Raw genomic sequence first — 17,659 nt, 5'->3', positions numbered from 1 at the left:
GCCACTGGCTTAGGCTTGGTATTAATATAATCTAGGATAGGAGACGCAAAATCTTGCGCCTCTACAAAAAGGCGTGATTGCCCTGTAATTCGTAAGGATTCAGCCACTGGCTTAGGCTTGGTATTAATATAATCTAGGATAGGAGACGCAAAATCTTGCGCCTCTACAAAAAGGCGTGACTGCAATGTAAATCCTTTGGAAAATTCCATTGTATCGAGACGTGATAGCATTTCCAAACGGAAGCGAATTATATGTTATTTGTATAACAACACAGTACTCTTATCCCACAAAAAAAAGATCTCCGAAAACACAATGGCTCTCAGAGATCTTTTACATGCATGGTTTAAATTATCTTACTTAATCCACATTATCATGAAGGTAAGGACTGTTTTTTCTGATCACAGGTTCACCGTCTTCGTGACTCATTGACCAAGTTGATTTGGGTTCATAGTCAGAATCTACTGGATCGTCCAAGTGAACTCGTCTTCTTTTGTAGGCAGGCACATTTTCCATATCTACGATGGTTTTATGTGCATACATTTTTTTATCATCTAGATTTCGGGGTTGAAACCTAGATTTTTCTTCTTGGTGTTGACGCACCTTGTTCATATATTCTTCTACAAAAGGATCTTCTTCGCGGTTATAAGAACCCGCTACGTCATCCATTGACGCAGCACTTTTCTCTTGAAAAATCACGGTTGAAGAATCGTGATTACTCTGAATTTCCAAGGGAATTTCATGCATTACCGGTGGAGCTATAGTTTCCTTCTCTATCGGTGCAGCCTTAACCTTAGGCTCAACTATCTCTTTTTTTTGAAGAACATTGGTTCTCTCAAATCCAGTAGCGATAACGGTTACACAGATCTTATCCCCTAGGGTCTCGTCAGAACAATTACCCCAGATAAGATTGGTGTCATTTCCGGCTTCTTCTTGAACATATTCAGTAATTTCAAAGATTTCATCCATGGTAATTTCTTTATTACCAGAGGTGATATTCAATAGGATATGGTTGGCACCGCGTATGTCGTTTTCTTCCAAAAGTGGACAATCCAAAGCTTGTCTAACCGCTTTTTTGGCACGATCTTCACCTTCTCCAAATGCAGTACCCATAATGGCTACTCCACTTTCACGCATAACGGTGTTGACATCTTCAAAATCCACATTTACATAACCGGGAACCGTAATGATCTCAGCAATGCCTTTAGCTGCTGTAGTCAATATATTGTCGGCATGACCAAAAGCATCAGAAACAGGGAGATTACCATAGATATCTCGCAACTTATTATTGGATACAATAATCAATGCATCTACATTGGCTTTGAGATCTTCCAATCCATCCTCAGCATATTTAATTCTCGTATTTCCTTCAAATCGGAAAGGCAATGTGACTATACCCACAGTCAAAATACCCAACTCTCTGGCCGTTTTGGCAATAATAGGCGCCGCACCAGTACCGGTACCCCCACCCATTCCAGCAGTTACAAAAACCATTTTAGTCCCTGTGGACAAAAACGACTCTATCTCTTCAATTGATTCAATACAAGCTTGTTTGCCAACTTCTGGCTTAGAACCGGCTCCTCTACCTTCGGTAAGATTAGGCCCTAACTGTATGCGAATAGGAACTGGACTCAATTCCATAGATTGATGATCGGTATTACAAAGTGCGAAATCTACACCGACAATACCTTGTCTGAACATGTGAGTCACGGCATTACAACCTCCACCACCAACTCCGATGACTTTTATGATAGACATTTCTTTAGAAGGTATATCGAATTCCATAGTTTTCCAATTTTAAAAATTAATAAATAGTATATGTTTTGAGAACTTAGTTTAAATCTGAATCTGGACTTGCTTCGAACCAATCCTTGGTTTTGTTAAATACTTTATTCCAAAATCCTTTTTGGTCCATATTTATATCATCGTCCATAGGGTCATGGTTTTTGCTGTAGCTATTACCAGTCACTGGTCCTTCCTGAGGCTCTACTCGAGCTTCGGTCCGGGGAAGCTCTTCTACTTTTTGTTGAACTTCTTCAATTTTCACCACAGGTTCTACAACCATTTCCACTTCTTTTACCTCTTCTTTTTCCACTTCTATAGCTGAGTCATATTTTCTAGTGGACAATCCAGTAATCAACAATCCAATAGAGGTAGAAAATACAGGACTGCTCAATTCCTTGACATAACCGTGAGCCAAATGTTCGATCGGATAACTAACCTTAGTAGGGATACCAGTGTGAAACTCTAATAAGTCTTCAATATATTTCAGTTTTGATCCTCCTCCTGTCAACACAATCCCTCCAATCAATTTATCTCCATAACCCGAGCGATCGATTTCATAGACAATATATTCCATGATTTCTTCGATTCTTGCCTGAATTATTCTAGCAAGATTTTTCTCAGAGATCTCTTTTGGAGCTCTTCCCTTCAATCCGGGAATAGTAATTATTTTATTTTCAAGCACTTCTTTGGCCAAAGCAGAACCGAATTTGACCTTCAGTTTCTCGGCTTGATGATTCATGATGGTACAACCTTCTTTAATATCCTTGGTAATAACATAACCACCGAATGGAATCACTGCAGTATGTCTAATTATACCCTCATAAAATATGGTTAAGTCTGTTGTTCCACCCCCAATATCTACCAAAGCTATCCCAGCTTCTTTCTCTTCTTGATTCAGTACCGCAGCACTGGATGCTATCGGCTCAAGAGTGATATCGGCAGCTTCTAGACCTGCCTTTTTAATACATCTTAGAATATTATTTGAAGCTGTAATTTGACCAGTAATTATATGAAAATTTCCCTCCAATCGGATTCCAGACATACCGATAGGTTCAATTATTCCTTGCTCATTGTCCACAATATATTCCTGAGGAATTACATGTAAAATTTTATCACCTGGAGGCAAAACCAATTTATACATATCATTGATCAATCGATCGATATCAGCTTGACTTATTTCGTCATGAGCATTATCCCTAGTCAATATACCGTGATGATGTAAACTTTTAATATGTTGCCCTGCTATCCCAACGTGAACTATTTTCACTTTGGCATCAATCTGTTTTTCGACAATAGCCACAGCCTCCTTTATGGCGCGAACTGTTTTCTCAATATTGGACACTACACCACGGATAACACCTTCACAAGGCACTTTTCCCAAGCCTAGGATTTCCAACTTCCCATGCTCATTGCGTCTTCCAGCAACTACACAAACTTTTGTAGTCCCTATATCTACCGCCACTACAACTTCCTCTGGATTATAATTATTTGACTTCATATATAAATGTTTCACGGTTTCAATATTTTTTTACCAACGATCTGATGATTGTAGTCTATGCTCAATTCACTGTATTTATCCCATCCTATGCGGGATAAACCATCGCGCAAAAAGATCTTTAGATTATCCATTTTTTCATCTATGTTAGCCACATCACTTACACTGATTACAAAATCACCCACTACGGGAATTAAGGTAATCTTCGATTGATGATCGACATGAATCTCTGAGATAAAATCACTCATAAATTTGTCGCGATCAATTGCCTTTGCTATTTCAAAGATATTGTTCAAGATCGCCACTGAATCTACTGGTACCTCTTTCACAATCTTTGGCAAGTGCCCAGTTACCACTACTACCCTCGCCGTATAGTGATCGGACAATGGCATAGCCCATCCCTGACGATCGATATATAGATTGTCACCTTTAAGACTCAAGACCCTTAAAAGCGGACTTTTTTCTTGTACTTCTATACGCAGCTTTGCATTTTTATCTAAATACAACTCCACATGGTCCACAAAGGGATTATTTCTCAAAGCGACTTCCATGGAATCTAACTTTAAATCTTTAGCTTCCAAACCAACCACTCCCTTGGGATATATGGTGTGAATACTGCGTACTATATCGGCTGAATCCAACAAATTTTCTGCAGCCTTTTGTTCTTCAAATATCATTTCTATACCACTTACCTTGGCATCAGATCTCGAACCAAAGGAAGCAAACAATATACCTACCCCAATGATGAATAGACATGAGGCCAGTAAATAGCCCAACCGCTTGATATGTTGTTTATCTACCATCAAGATTTAGATTTTAGATCAACAATTTCATTGGCAATAACTCGAGCAGCATCTCTACTTCCGTATTGGGCAATATTCCTAGATAAACTATCCAATCTTTCAGTATTCTCTAAACTGTCAATCGCCAAGGCCAAACCCTTTTCTCGAGCCTCAGAATCCGACAACACAATGGCAGCATCCATATTGGCTAATTGCTCAGCGTTTTTGGTTTGATGGTCATCGGCCACATTTGGCGAAGGGATCAACAATGCTGGTTTAGCCACTACGGCCAATTCAGCCAAGGTCAATGCTCCTGCCCTAGCTATGACCATATCCGCTATAGTATATGCAGATGACATATCATCGATAAATTCAAAAGCAGACACATTGTCCAATTTTGCCGTATCGCATTGACTGTATTCTTCTTTATACAGTTTCCCGTACTGCCATACAAAATGAATATTGGGATTGGCAGCGATTAAATCGGTTTGATCTCTAAACATTTGATTCAATGTTCTCGCTCCCAAACTCCCCCCCAGAGAAACCACCACCTTGCATTGGGGCTGAATATTCCACTTCAACTTCTCTGACTCTATATTTACTGATTCCTTCAACAAATTTGCTCGGACGGGATTACCAGTATATACTATCTTTTCTTTTGGAAAATACCGCTCCATTCCATCGAATGCCACGCATATTTTATCTACTTTTTTAGCCAACAACCTATTGGTTAATCCAGCTACTGAATTTTGTTCTTGAATGAGGCTTGGCACATTTAACCGACTGGCCATTTCCAATAATGGTCCACTGGCAAATCCACCTACACCCACTACTACATCGGGACTAAACTTTTTGATCAAGCGATATGACTTCCATAAGCTCGAAAACAATTTAAATGGGAATAAAATATTTTTCCACATTTTTTTACGATCAATTCCACTGATCCACAAGCCTTCTATTTCAAAGCCTGCAGCAGGAATTCGACTCATTTCCATCTTTCCTTTCGCTCCCACATACAACAACTGAGTACCAGGCTGTTCTACCAGCAAGGCATTTCCAATTGCAATAGCGGGAAATATATGCCCACCTGTTCCTCCTCCACTAATCATCACTTTCATCCTTCAGGTTTTTTTTATGTAATCCATTTTTCTCCACCTCTCTACTTACGCTAAGGATAATACCAAATTGTAAAGCGGTAAACAACTGAGAGGATCCACCCATACTAATCATAGGTAGATTCAAACCTGTAGGTGGCACCAAATGCACAGACACAGCCAAATTGGCCAAGGCCTGCAACACGATATTGATGCATAATCCAAAAGCGAGTAAAGCACCAAATGCCTTACGTGATCTAGTAAGAATCTTGGTACATCTAAAGAGCAACAACAAATACAAGATCAGTATAAAAAATGCTCCAATAGCACCGTATTCTTCACATATAATAGCATAGATAAAATCCGCATAGGGATATGCTATAAAATTTCGCTGCACACTATTGCCCGGTCCGATTCCGAACCAACCACCTTGTGCTATAGCGATTTTTGCCTGAGTATTGTCAGAGCTACCCGCTCCATTGACGAAATCACTCAAGCGACTCATCCAGGTATCCACACGGGAAAACCCATCCACAAAATCTCCTAAAAGGATAAACACAGCCAAGGCTATAATCCCTGTGAGAAATATCAACATTATATATTTCATCTTAATCCTACCTACAAATAGCATGATTAAGCAAGTGACAAATAGAATAGCTGCCGACGACAAATCCGAAGGAGCGATTAAAATACATACCAATAAAATAGGAGTTAACAGTGGCAAAAATGCCGACCTAAAATCCTTAATAATGGCTTGCTTAGTAGAAATAGTCCTGGCCAAAAACAACACAATGGCCACCTTGGCCAAATCTGAGGTTTGAAGCGAAAACCCAATAATAGGCAATGAAATCCATCGTCTTGCATCGTTCTTCTCCACACCAAAAAACATGGTAAATATAAGTAGGCCAATGGCTACCAATAGAAAGGTAGGTGCAATGGCACTAAAAAAGCGATGCGGCAACTGATGCACTACATAAACCACCATTCCTCCTATGACGATCAACAACATATGTTTCAGTATACTGTAGCCAACGCCAAGCCCACCCGCTCGGTATTCCATTATGCCTGCCGATGAATAGACAGCCAACATGGAAGCCAAGCACAAGAAGGCAAATATCACCCAGATATTGCGATCTCCTTTTAGATTTTGCTTAACATTTTGCACCAATGACATTGTAGTTTTCTTTAATTTTAATAACGGTCAAAAGGTGTAATAAGAGGGCACTTAAACAAGCGCCCTCGGACAAGTTTTTATCCGATCCCCATCGGAAAAATGTTGTAATTTTTTTGAAACCTTAGTAGAATTCTTGCCATTTATTACACGTCTTTTAATCTTACATAACAAATATAAAAAAAATATAATATTAATGATTAAATCTATACATTTTTAATTCACTATTAGGCTAATAAAAATAGAAAAAATCAATTATATGATAAATTTAAGTCGTTATATCTATCTTATTTTCAGTGTTATAATTGCAATCACTGCAAGCATAACTCCAATAACCCAAAATCTTGAAACTATTTTGGATTCGTGTAGACCCAACTTCTGATAATGGTGGTGAAGAGGAGCCATTTTGAAAAGACGTCTGCCTTCACCGTATTTTCCTCTGGTATATTTAAAATAAATCACCTGCAAAATCACACTGATACTTTCCACCAAAAACACTCCACAAAGAATGGGAATTAAGAGTTCCTTTCTCAACATAATAGCCATCGTGGCTATAATGGCCCCAATGGTCAAACTTCCAGTATCACCCATAAAAATACTTGCAGGATAGGCATTAAACCACAAAAAACCTATACAGGCACCGACAAAGCAGGCCGAGAAAACCACCAATTCACTTGAATACGGGATGTAAAAAATACTTAAATATTCTGCGAATATTGTATGACCAGAGACATAGGCAAAGATGCCCAATGTCCCACCAATAATAGCTGATATCCCAGAAGCCAATCCATCCAATCCATCGGTGAGATTACTCGCATTGGACACAGCAGTGATAATAAATATAACCAACGGTATAAAAATCAATGCCGCATTTAACGGTGGATTATTGGGAAACAAAGGCAATACCTTACTATAATCCAATTGATTGCCTTTAAAGAAAGGCACATTGGTCAAGTATGTATGAACATCGACATAATCTCCTCCGATGTCTTCCACATCTAAAATCTCTCCATTTTGGACCATTTCCTTATAAGTGGCATCTTTATTCATTCGAATGGTGACATCACTATTATATAGAATCACCACACTGACCACTACTCCCAAGATAATCTGCCCCATTATCTTAAACTTCCCTTTAAGTCCTTGTTTATTTTTCTTAAATACTTTAATATAATCATCCACAAAACCAATCATTCCCATCCACAATACAGCGAAGATCATCAACTGAATATATATATTGGTCAAATCACACAGCAATATGGTGGGCACCAATATGGCCAAAATAATGATTACACCCCCCATAGTCGGTGTTCCTTCTTTCTCTTTTTGACCTGCCAAGCCCAACTCTCTAACCGTTTCTCCGATTTGCTTTTTACGCAAAAACCGAATGATTCTCTTTCCAAAAAACATAGCCACTATCAATGACAATATCATAGACATTGCAGCGCGAAAAGAGAGATACTGGAACAATCTAGCACCTGGAATATCGTAATGTGATTCAATATATTCAAATAATGTGTACAACATATTTCCTTAGGCTTTGATGTATTTGTTTTGTAATGCGTAGGTCAATATTTCAGCATCATCAAAGGGCAAAACTTCATTGCCAATAATTTGATAATTTTCATGTCCTTTTCCTGCTACCAGAATCACATCGTTGACATTGGCCATTGCTACGGCCATGCGAATTGCTTCTTTGCGATTGACGATAGAAAAAGTTTTTGCTTTGAGAACAGGATTTAATCCTTCGGCCATTTCCAATAAAATATCTTCAGGAGATTCCGTCCTTGGATTATCGGAGGTCAGAATACAGATACTACTGTTACTAGCTGCAATTCGGGCCATAATCGGCCGCTTAGTCTTATCTCTATCTCCACCACACCCCACGACCACCAACAATCGTCCATCATTGGTCAACATAGCATTGAGTGCTTGACACACCTTCTCAACAGCATCAGGAGTATGGGCATAATCGACCACTCCGATAGGCAATTGATCACCCACTTTCACTTTTTGCAGCCTCCCCTTGACTCCCTGCAAATTGGAAATCAACCTCAACACCTCTGAAGATTCCATACCCATTAAATCAGCTACCCCATATACGGCGGCCAAATTGTAGGCATTGAAACGACCGGCAATTGAAGTATAAAATTGCTGTTGATTTATACTCAACAGCATTGCATTGATATCTTCTTCCAGAATCTGAACCTTATAATCTACTATGCGCTGCAAACCAAAGCTCGCTTTTTTAGCCTTACAATTTTGCAGCATAATGGGCGATCGACTATCATCCATATTAACCAAGGCAAATGCCGAGGCAGATAATTGATCGAAAAATATTTTTTTAGCGTATATATAATTTTGAAAGGTTTGGTGATAGTCCAAATGATCATGAGAAATATTCATAAAAACTCCTCCTTCAAATTGAAGCGCAGCACATCGTTGCTGACTCAAGGCATGAGAACTCACTTCCATAAAGGCAAAATCACATCCAACCTCAACCATTTCAGCCAAATATCTACTGAGAGATATGGGATCTGGAGTGGTTAATTTAGAAGGCAAAACTTTGTTGTAAATTCGGTTTTCTATAGTAGAGAATAGTCCAACTTTGTACCCCAGATCAGTGAACAATTGATATAGCAAGCTAACCACCGTGGATTTACCATTGGTTCCTGTGACTCCTACCAATTTAATCTTACTGCTGGGAAAATCAAAAAATGCCTCGGCTACAAAAGATAGAGCTTTTCTATCATCATCCACCTGGACCCAAACCCCATTCCAATCTTTCATAGACTCTGGCAATGGCAATTGAGACAGGATGACCACAGCCCCCTTGCCAACCACATCACCTACATACTGGTTGGCATCTACAACTTCTCCTTTAATAGCAACAAACAAATCTCCAGCTTTGACCACTCGACTATCAACCCCGATATCGAAAAATTCAACATCGGTATTCCCCCATACTTGGGTAATGGTTAAGAGTGGTAATAAGTCTTTTAAATTCATATGTACGCTATCCCAAAGTCAGAAAAATTTTTTTGGAATTAATAGGCAAGCCAGGATCTAACGACTGATCCACGACTCTTCCCGATCCAGAAATCTTAACTTCCATACCTAAATTCTCTAAGATATACACGGCGTCCTTCAAACCCATGCCTACTACATTTGGGATGACCTCCTCCTTAATAATGCGAGGTTCTAATGTAAAATCGGCTGTATCCTGCATAATTAGCGACCATTGACTGAAGTTGGATTTTCTTGTTTTGAGACCTAAGTAGCCGAAGATGTTTTGAAGATCCTCGGTATATCCGACTTTAAAAACAGGTATGCGCAAATCTGCAGCTGCAAGCATGGGTTTATTATTGAGTATTTGCATCAAATCCGGATTGGTAGCATAACAATAATCGACAATCTCCTTAAAAACTGGAGCGGCGATTTTGCTACCGTAATATGCGTGCTTTTTGGGATCGTTGACCACTACGATACACGAATACTTTGGATTATCTGCGGGAAAATACCCAACAAATGACGCTGTATATTTCTTTCTTGTTGCTTCCTTATTTGAATAATTAATTCGAGTAGTACCAGTTTTCCCGGCCACTGAATAATCTTTACTTATTAAATTTCTTCCCGTTCCATTCAACACTACTTCACGCAATAAAGCTTGAGCTTTTTCAATCGTAGCATCGGAAGCGATCTTCACCGCTTTGGAATTTTTGGACAAATCCTCAATTACCTTTCCAGACTTCTGGATATTGTCTCCCAATCGAGGCGCCACATAATAACCATCATTGGCTACTGCATTGTAGAATGCCAACAATTGCATAGGCGTCAACCTCAATTCATACCCATGAGACATGTATGGGATGGACATAATAGAACTCCATGTTCCTTTTTTGGAATCAAACTGCTCTCTTTCCTTCTTAGAATAGAGGTCAGGCATGGGCTCACCTGGAATTTCAACTCCGGTTTTTTCTTTTAATTTAAACTGTCGCATATATTTAAAGAATCGATCTGGACCATCGCCGTCTTTAAAATAGTGATTAGCCAGTTTTGCCATAGCTACATTGGAAGATACCGCGAAGGCTTCCAATAAGGTAGTCTCTGTAAAAGGGTGTTTTTCAGAATCTCTGACTACACCAGATCCCACCTTTAAATAACCCGGACCTATATTAACTAAATCATCAAGATCTAGATTTTTATCTTCGAACAACGCCATCATGGTCGCCAATTTAAAGGTCGATCCAGGCTCGTACAATCTACCAACTCCATAGTTCAGTATTTCGTAATATCCAGACTTCCCCTTCCCTAAATTAGCTAATGCCTTAACTTTTCCAGTGGCAACTTCCATCACAATGGCCGTCCCCCACTCTGCCTCGTGCTCCTTCAATACTTGACTCAGTGCGTGCTCAGAGATATCCTGAAGATTGACATTCAATGTCGTCTTCAGATCCGCACCCTGCTCAGCCTCTATATTCTTCAATCCATCGATAGGAACATATGTCGACCCCCCGATTTTCTGAACATATCGCTGACCATTGACACCGCTCAACTTCTTATCATAACTCAATTCTAAGCCCACAGGATCTTTGTGATCGTCTTTTCGACCAATTGTCCTACTGGCCAAATTTTTATATGGCTTTAATCGACTGGACTTTCTCTCCAATACCAATCCCCCTTTATACCCTCCTAATCGAAGCAATGGATAGGTTCTTATTCTCTCCACTTCTTCATAGGTCGCATTTCTCTTAATTAAAAAATGACGAATTTTATTTTTATAACCTTTTCGCAAGTCCGCCTCGATTTTTGCCACCGACTTTGTCGGCCAAATATCTCTATGCAAAGCTTCCGACAGCCCTTTGACATTGGCAAAAAAGCTATCCGCCGCCATAGCAGAAGAATTTAAGTCTATGCGCACATCAAAAAACGGGATACTGGTGGCCAACAAACTTCCATCATCGGCATAAATATTCCCCCTATGAGCTAAGACTTCTTGTTTTTTAATTGTCAAGCTGTCTCCGCGCTCCACCCAATAAGCTCGATCAATGGTATCAATCTTAATAACCTTACCAAAAATCACCAATCCAGACAAGGCAAATAAATAAAAGACTATATAAGCCCTACTCAATATTTCCTTCCGAACCCCCATTATCGCTTATCCTTATCCGCTACAATAATCACTGGTTTCGCACCAGATTTCCCCAAAGCCTTTTCATCCAAATTATTTTCCAGATTAGACAACGACGAACGATTCATCCAATCCGACTTAATGGACAAGTATTTCCAATTCAATTCTTGCACATCGTTTTTCAACTGGGCAATCTTTCTAATTTTCTGTTCTGCCAAATGAGAATTCATTATACTTACAAAGGCCAACACACACAAAAACAATATATACTGACTGTGCACTCGCAACCATTCGGCCACGTCTACTCCACTCAAATAATTATTTTTCTTGCCTTTATTTTTCAACATAATTTTCTCAATATTTTAAAATCTATACTTTTCTTATTTAATTTCTATTCTTTCTGCTATTCTCAATTTTGCACTTCGCGATCTAACATTTTGAGAGATCTCTTCTGCCGAAGGCAAAATTGGTTTTTTATTCACCACCTTAAACGGCCTCAACGACCGCCCATAATCATCCTCCTTCACTTGCCCCTCTACGGACCCAGTCTTAAAAAACCGCTTAACTGCGCGATCCTCAAGAGAATGAAAGGTAATAATCCCAACTCTTCCTCCAACCTTAACCACATCACTCAACTGGCTCAAAAACCGATACAACTCCCCCATCTCATCATTCACTTCCATCCTAACTGCCTGAAAGACCTGAGACAGATACCTGAATTTATTCCCATATGAATACTGCTCTGCAACCAACATCAAATCCCCTGTCAAGGTAATCGACTTCAAAGCCCTAGCCGCCACTATTCCACCAGCCAGTGTTTTCGCATTTTTAATCTCTCCAAAATCCGAAAACATATACCACAACTGCTCCATAGAATAAGTATTCAAAACTTCAGCCGCATCCATTTTCGCTCTTCGATTCATCCTCATATCAAGCTTTGCAGACGACCGATACGAAAACCCTCTATCGCTTTCATCAAACTGCATAGAAGAAACCCCCAAATCAGCCATCACTCCATCTACCAACCCCACACCTTCAGCTCTCAACACTCGACCAAAGTCCGAAAAATTATTGTGCCTCAACACCAAACGCTCATCTTCTCTAGCCTTGGACAATTCATTGATATCTCTATCGAACCCATACAGCCTTCCGCCTTCCTTCAATCGCGACAACAGCTCAAAACTATGACCTCCTGCCCCAAAAGTTACGTCGACGTAAAGTCCTTGCAAATCCAACACTACGCCATCGACCAATTCTTTTAACAAAACCGATTCGTGCCTCATGATTCTTGATTTTCACCTCCCAAAGACTGCCCCAACACCTGCTCTGCCAAATCGGAAAATTCATGCGGTTCAGCATCCAACATATTGTAATACGAATCCTTATCCCACATTTCTATTCTATCGAGATAAGCAAACAACACGACTTCCTTTTCGATATTGGCATAATCCAACAGATGCTTACTAATCAACACCCTATCTGCAGAATCCGTAGTCATACTGGTCACCCCACGATAAAAATAGCGGATAAAGTTTCTATCTTTTTGTCTATACACATTCAGTTTATTGACTCCAGCGACGATTTTATCCCAAACTTTTTCAGGATACAACATGATACAGTTTTCAAATCCGCGATTGACAAAGAATGTTGCAGGCGACAACCCTCCCAATTGCTTCAGCAATTGAGCAGGCATTTTTAGCCGGCCTTTGGCATCTATCTTACATTCATACTCGCCGTAAAGCTGCACCATATATTTTTTCTATAAGCTTACGGTTCAAAAGTAAAGAACTTTCCCACAACCAACCACCTTTTAACACAAAACATATTAACAAAATCTATATTTACCACAAATTGCCACCTTTTTTCAAAATTAAGTAATCAAAATGGCAACAAAATATAATCTTAATACATACAATAAGAGTTTTACATCTATAAAATACCATTTTAAAGCATTATACAGATATAAAAAGATTATATATTAAAATATCCATGTGTGGTAAATAGTGGGAGAAAATTGGTCAGTTTAGTAGAATTTCGGATGAAAAACCTGAAAATTATGAGGATATACAGAAACCACGGCCTTGAAACAAGCTCAAAATGATTGTATTCTTATTCGAAGTGGGATAATGGAGAGGGAAAAATGGATATTATACCAAAAAAGGTCAAATGAATGCATCATTCGATTGCCAAGTGGAAAAAAACACCCAAAAAGGAGGAATTAATACTTATAAGGAGAAAAATGTGAAATAAATTCGGTCATATTCAGCAACAACCTTGATTAGCTAGGACAAAAAATACAATCATTGCCTATACTCAACCATTTTAGCATAATAGAGACATGACTAATAAAGCTGATTATCTAGATTTACAAAGAAGATCTGTCGACTACTGCTTCTTATAACTCTGCTTGAAAGCATTGATTTTCATAGAAAGGACACCGAAAATAGCTTCATTGATGATATTGGCAGACATTTTTGATTTGCCCTTCTCTCTATCCTTAAAGAAAATTGGAATTTCTTTAATCTTAAATCCACTCAACCACGAGGCAAATTTCATCTCAATCTGAAAAGAATATCCAATAAATTGAATTTTTGATAGATCCAATGTAGAAAGGACTTCATTGGTATACCCCACAAATCCCGCCGTTACATCTTTAACCGGCATACCTGTAATTATGCGAACGTATCGTGATGCACATTTACTTAACAACAATCGCCTTTTCGGCCAATCGACAACACCTCCTCCGTTTACATAGCGACTCCCCACTACTAAATCAACCTTATCCCCCTCTAATTCGCGAGCCAACCTGACCAAATCCTCTGGATTGTGAGAAAAATCAGCATCCATCTCATAGATAAAATCATACCCCCGAGACAAGGCCCAATTGAAACCGTGAATATAGGCTGTCCCCAGACCCAATTTACCTTTTCTTTCCTCGATAAATACTCCAGGTGTCGTTGTTTGCATCCCCTTTACCAAATCTGCCGTTCCATCAGGAGAACCATCATCCACCACCAATACGTCGAATGCAGTCTCCAGATTTTTAACAGCTTCGATAATCGAAATTATATTTTCTTTCTCGTTATAGGTGGGAATAATGACTAGATGTTGTTTCAAGATATTCTATTTATGATGACCAAATATATAAAATCATCTGAATAAACAATCAATCTTAGCAATTTTCAAAAACCGAATCCACCCATCCAATACCTTAATCATCTAATCAATCTCAACAACAATCTCATACTATTCTCAACGAATTCAAACATTTACATCAAAAACAATCTACTCAAACCGAAAAATACTCACACCGAAAAATTTCATCCAACTCCTTATTCTGTCCAAAAAAAAAATAATTTTCAACCCATATCCACTAAATGATACAGTCCGCGATTGGAACAACTAAAACCACAGCGAGACACTATAGCTACATTTCCAAAAGAACTAATATCTACAATAAGTAAGGTAAACTCTCCCCTCATTGGAGTTCAGAAGTACAATCACTTCACTTAGAAACCAATCTTTTAGCAAATACCTTATATAAAGGCTGGATATTTTTTGGGATTTACTTGATGCAACATTTCAAATACCTTGGCAACTATATCATCGGGACCTGGCTTCGTCATATAATCTCCATCATCGCCATAAGCCGTTCTATTATCGCGACTAGACAGAGTAGCTGCAGGGATTTCTAAATAATCAAATATTTTTTGATTCTCAATGGCTTTCTGCATCATATAGGCTGTTCCTCCCCCTTCAAAATCTTCATCCATGAACAATACTCTATTGGTTTTGACCACAGAAGACTTTATTAAATGGCCTAGATCAAATGGCATCAAGGTTTGAACATCGATCAAGTCCACGCTGACTCCATATTCTTTTAATTCCTCTATCGCCTCCATGGCCTCCCACACACAGGCACCGTAGGTTACAATAGTTATATCATCTCCTTGATTGAGGAGTTCTGCCTGACCTAAAGGAACCGTATAGTCACCTAAATTATCGGGCAACCTTTCTTTTTTCCTGTATCCGTTCAACACCTCGATCACCAAGGCAGGATCATCGGACTGGAGCAAGGTATTGTACATCCCCGATGCCTGTGTCATATCTCTAGGCACACAGACATGAGTGCCTTTTAGGGAATTGAGCAACATAGCTATAGGAGATCCTGCATGCCAGATACCCTCCAAGCGATGCCCCCTAGTTCGAATAATCGGATTGCTAAATTGTTTGCCGTTTGTTCTATACCTCAAACTCGACAAATCATCACTCAAAGGAGCCAATCCATATACTACATAATCTAGATATTGAATCTCAGCAATAGCTCTAAGCCCTCGCATTCCCATTCCTGTAGCTTGACCTACTATAGTCCATTCGCGGATACCGGTATCAAAAATTCGATCTTCACCATATTTCTCTTGCAACTTCGCAAAACCTTGGTTTACATCACCCAACTTGCCAATATCTTCACCAAAGCCAAACAAATTGTTGTATTTATCAAAAGCATAGTCGAAGAATCGATTCAAAATCTCATATCCATTAAGAAGGGGAGAATCCTCAGAGTATTCCGGCTTGACCTCTACTACATTCAATGGTGAGTTCTTGGTCTCAGAATATAAGTTAGAGCAGACAATGGTATCCAATTTATCCAACTCCTCTTTTAACCAAGCCTTTAATTCGGCGTGTTCTATGCTCTTCAAAGTCAATCCATGACTTATTTTTCTACCGGCAGATATAATATCCGACATCCTCGGATATTGGGTATTGTCTAATTTATCATAATGCCGCTTAATACTGGGCATATTATTATTCGCACGATATACTTTGCGGACTATAGTTGTAAATTCTTCTTTCTTGGCATTAATTCTAGCAACAAATTTATCCCAAGCCGCATTTTTAGCATTTTTAGCATAGACGGCTGCTTTCTTTCTCATCTCATCCAATTCCTCCTTACTGGCCAAATCATTGCTTACTATCCATTTGGCGAATTGTTCAATACAATCGTGATCCTTTTCCCACTGAAGTCGCTCAGCAGATTTATATCGCTCATGGGAGCCCGAAGTACTATGACCCAATGGTTGAGTCATCCCTTGAACATGTATAAGGGCTGGTATATATTCAAATCTCACCTTGGATATGGCGCGTTGATAAAGATCTACCAGACCGGGATAATCCCAAGCTTTGGCAGTATATATCCTTATTCCATCATTATTTTCATCGAGTAAAAAACCCTCCAATGCTTTAGAAATACTTTCTTTTACCGTTTGATACTTTAAAGGAACTGATATAGCATATCCGTCATCCCAGACATTAATGGCCAATGGCACCTTCATCACAGCGGCTGCATTAACCATTTCCCAAAATGCACCCTCTGAAGTAGAACCATCGCCTATGGTAAGAAAAGAAACAGCGTTGCCTCCATCGTTCAATGGATGATCGGCCAACTCCTTGACATCTCTAAATTTTTTAGAGGCCAATGCCAATCCCAGACCTCGGTTGACCTGGCCTGCCGTACAAGATATATCGGAGGAAATATTGTATTTATTGGGCAAATCTTCCCAGTTGCCTTCACTATCTATAAAAGCGGAACCAAAATGACTAGCCATCTGTCTACCGGATGAAAAAGGATCTTGCTCACAATCTCCAAAAACTTGGGCAAAATATTCCTCGAGGGTGGCTACACCTAAAGCAAACATAAAGGTTTGATCTCTGTAATAACCAGATCTAAAATCTCCTTTTCTAAAAGCTCGAGCCATGGCTACTTGGGCCACCTCTTTTCCGTCACCGGATATCCCAAATTTTGCTTTACCTGAGAGCACTTCCCTTCGCACCAATAGCGAGGCTTCTCTACTCACGCAGCAAATCCAGAAATCTTTTAAAACTTCTTTGACATAAGGATTCTCAATCTCCTTGTCATTTACTATCTCGAGATTCTTAAGTTCTTCTACCATTCCCATTGTATTCATAACTGCATAAAGTTATAATAAAATTAACACGAATCAAAATCATTCTTCGACTACCTAGTATAAAAAAATAACCTACGCACAATAATTTCGACAAAGCAAAATTAACACAAATTTTATATCAAATACTTCTTTATTTAAAATTGCCCAAAATTAACTTTTTATTTAGTAGCATTTTTTTAGTAAATTCGTATAATCATATACCTTAGCCTTATATTTTACGTTTAATTCAAAAACTTAT

Annotated in this window: 14 protein-coding genes; all 14 read right to left on the bottom strand. The window is 39.0% G+C overall.

What is annotated here, in order from left to right:
* Positions 1 to 236, bottom strand: a 236-nt coding sequence (locus LVD51_RS11665) for a hypothetical protein (RefSeq protein WP_236971556.1), incomplete at its 3' end; no start/stop codon positions are given.
* A 121-nt stretch (positions 237 to 357) separates the two neighbouring features.
* Positions 358 to 1,782: a cell division protein FtsZ gene (gene ftsZ / locus LVD51_RS11660; RefSeq protein ID WP_236971555.1), complete on the bottom strand. Its 1,425-nt coding sequence runs from the start codon at positions 1,780 to 1,782 to the stop codon at positions 358 to 360.
* Between the two features lie 46 nt (positions 1,783 to 1,828).
* A complete protein-coding gene (ftsA, locus tag LVD51_RS11655) occupies positions 1,829 to 3,280 on the bottom strand; it encodes a cell division protein FtsA (RefSeq protein ID WP_236971554.1) in 1,452 nt (483 codons plus the stop codon).
* Positions 3,281 to 3,291: 11 nt separating this feature from the next.
* Complete coding sequence (locus LVD51_RS11650; RefSeq protein ID WP_236971553.1) at positions 3,292 to 4,080, bottom strand: cell division protein FtsQ/DivIB; 789 nt, start codon at positions 4,078 to 4,080, stop codon at positions 3,292 to 3,294.
* Positions 4,080 to 5,177, bottom strand: coding sequence for an undecaprenyldiphospho-muramoylpentapeptide beta-N-acetylglucosaminyltransferase (gene murG, locus LVD51_RS11645; RefSeq protein ID WP_236971552.1), 1,098 nt, complete (start codon positions 5,175 to 5,177; stop codon positions 4,080 to 4,082). Before murG ends, LVD51_RS11650 begins: the two co-directional genes overlap by 1 nt.
* Positions 5,161 to 6,327 carry an FtsW/RodA/SpoVE family cell cycle protein gene (locus tag LVD51_RS11640; RefSeq protein ID WP_236971551.1) on the bottom strand — a complete coding sequence of 389 codons (1,167 nt, stop codon included), beginning with the start codon at positions 6,325 to 6,327 and terminating at the stop codon, positions 5,161 to 5,163. The genes murG and LVD51_RS11640 overlap by 17 nt, the downstream gene beginning before the upstream one ends.
* Positions 6,328 to 6,606: 279 nt before the next feature.
* The gene (gene mraY, locus LVD51_RS11635) at positions 6,607 to 7,851 is read right to left on the bottom strand and encodes a phospho-N-acetylmuramoyl-pentapeptide-transferase (protein ID WP_236971550.1); all 1,245 of its coding nucleotides are present in this window, start codon (positions 7,849 to 7,851) and stop codon (positions 6,607 to 6,609) included.
* 6 nt (positions 7,852 to 7,857) lie between these two features.
* A complete protein-coding gene (locus tag LVD51_RS11630) occupies positions 7,858 to 9,333 on the bottom strand; it encodes a UDP-N-acetylmuramoyl-L-alanyl-D-glutamate--2,6-diaminopimelate ligase (protein ID WP_236971549.1) in 1,476 nt (491 codons plus the stop codon).
* Positions 9,334 to 9,340: 7 nt separating this feature from the next.
* A complete protein-coding gene (locus tag LVD51_RS11625; RefSeq protein ID WP_236971548.1) occupies positions 9,341 to 11,476 on the bottom strand; it encodes a penicillin-binding protein in 2,136 nt (711 codons plus the stop codon).
* The gene (locus LVD51_RS11620; protein ID WP_236971547.1) at positions 11,476 to 11,802 is read right to left on the bottom strand and encodes an FtsL-like putative cell division protein; all 327 of its coding nucleotides are present in this window, start codon (positions 11,800 to 11,802) and stop codon (positions 11,476 to 11,478) included. The genes LVD51_RS11625 and LVD51_RS11620 overlap by 1 nt, the downstream gene beginning before the upstream one ends.
* Positions 11,803 to 11,835: 33 nt before the next feature.
* Positions 11,836 to 12,738, bottom strand: a complete 903-nt coding sequence (gene rsmH / locus LVD51_RS11615; protein ID WP_236971546.1) for a 16S rRNA (cytosine(1402)-N(4))-methyltransferase RsmH — start codon at positions 12,736 to 12,738, stop codon at positions 11,836 to 11,838.
* On the bottom strand, positions 12,735 to 13,205 hold the full coding sequence (gene mraZ, locus LVD51_RS11610; RefSeq protein ID WP_236971545.1) for a division/cell wall cluster transcriptional repressor MraZ: 471 nt from the start codon (positions 13,203 to 13,205) through the stop codon (positions 12,735 to 12,737). Before mraZ ends, rsmH begins: the two co-directional genes overlap by 4 nt.
* A gap of 635 nt (positions 13,206 to 13,840) precedes the next feature.
* Complete coding sequence (locus LVD51_RS11605; RefSeq protein WP_236971544.1) at positions 13,841 to 14,572, bottom strand: polyprenol monophosphomannose synthase; 732 nt, start codon at positions 14,570 to 14,572, stop codon at positions 13,841 to 13,843.
* Between the two features lie 419 nt (positions 14,573 to 14,991).
* A complete protein-coding gene (locus LVD51_RS11600; RefSeq protein ID WP_236971543.1) occupies positions 14,992 to 17,421 on the bottom strand; it encodes an alpha-ketoacid dehydrogenase subunit alpha/beta in 2,430 nt (809 codons plus the stop codon).
* Positions 17,422 to 17,659: the final 238 nt, after the last annotated feature.

The sequence above is a fragment of the Membranihabitans marinus genome (assembly GCF_021729155.1).
Taxonomy (GTDB): domain Bacteria; phylum Bacteroidota; class Bacteroidia; order Chitinophagales; family Saprospiraceae; genus Membranihabitans; species Membranihabitans marinus.
This window is presented reverse-complemented; position numbering and strand designations above follow the sequence as displayed.

Excerpts from the sequence above, each read along its gene's own strand:
- ftsZ (WP_236971555.1), bottom strand. The coding sequence starts at position 1,782 with ATGGAATTCGATATACCTTCTAAAGAAATGTCTATCATAAAAGTCATC.
- ftsA (WP_236971554.1), bottom strand. The coding sequence starts at position 3,280 with ATGAAGTCAAATAATTATAATCCAGAGGAAGTTGTAGTGGCGGTAGAT.
- LVD51_RS11650 (WP_236971553.1), bottom strand. The coding sequence starts at position 4,080 with ATGGTAGATAAACAACATATCAAGCGGTTGGGCTATTTACTGGCCTCA.
- murG (WP_236971552.1), bottom strand. The coding sequence starts at position 5,177 with ATGAAAGTGATGATTAGTGGAGGAGGAACAGGTGGGCATATATTTCCC.
- LVD51_RS11640 (WP_236971551.1), bottom strand. The coding sequence starts at position 6,327 with ATGTCATTGGTGCAAAATGTTAAGCAAAATCTAAAAGGAGATCGCAAT.
- mraY (WP_236971550.1), bottom strand. The coding sequence starts at position 7,851 with ATGTTGTACACATTATTTGAATATATTGAATCACATTACGATATTCCA.
- LVD51_RS11630 (WP_236971549.1), bottom strand. The coding sequence starts at position 9,333 with ATGAATTTAAAAGACTTATTACCACTCTTAACCATTACCCAAGTATGG.
- LVD51_RS11625 (WP_236971548.1), bottom strand. The coding sequence starts at position 11,476 with ATGGGGGTTCGGAAGGAAATATTGAGTAGGGCTTATATAGTCTTTTAT.
- LVD51_RS11620 (WP_236971547.1), bottom strand. The coding sequence starts at position 11,802 with ATGTTGAAAAATAAAGGCAAGAAAAATAATTATTTGAGTGGAGTAGAC.
- rsmH (WP_236971546.1), bottom strand. The coding sequence starts at position 12,738 with ATGAGGCACGAATCGGTTTTGTTAAAAGAATTGGTCGATGGCGTAGTG.
- mraZ (WP_236971545.1), bottom strand. The coding sequence starts at position 13,205 with ATGGTGCAGCTTTACGGCGAGTATGAATGTAAGATAGATGCCAAAGGC.
- LVD51_RS11600 (WP_236971543.1), bottom strand. The coding sequence starts at position 17,421 with ATGAATACAATGGGAATGGTAGAAGAACTTAAGAATCTCGAGATAGTA.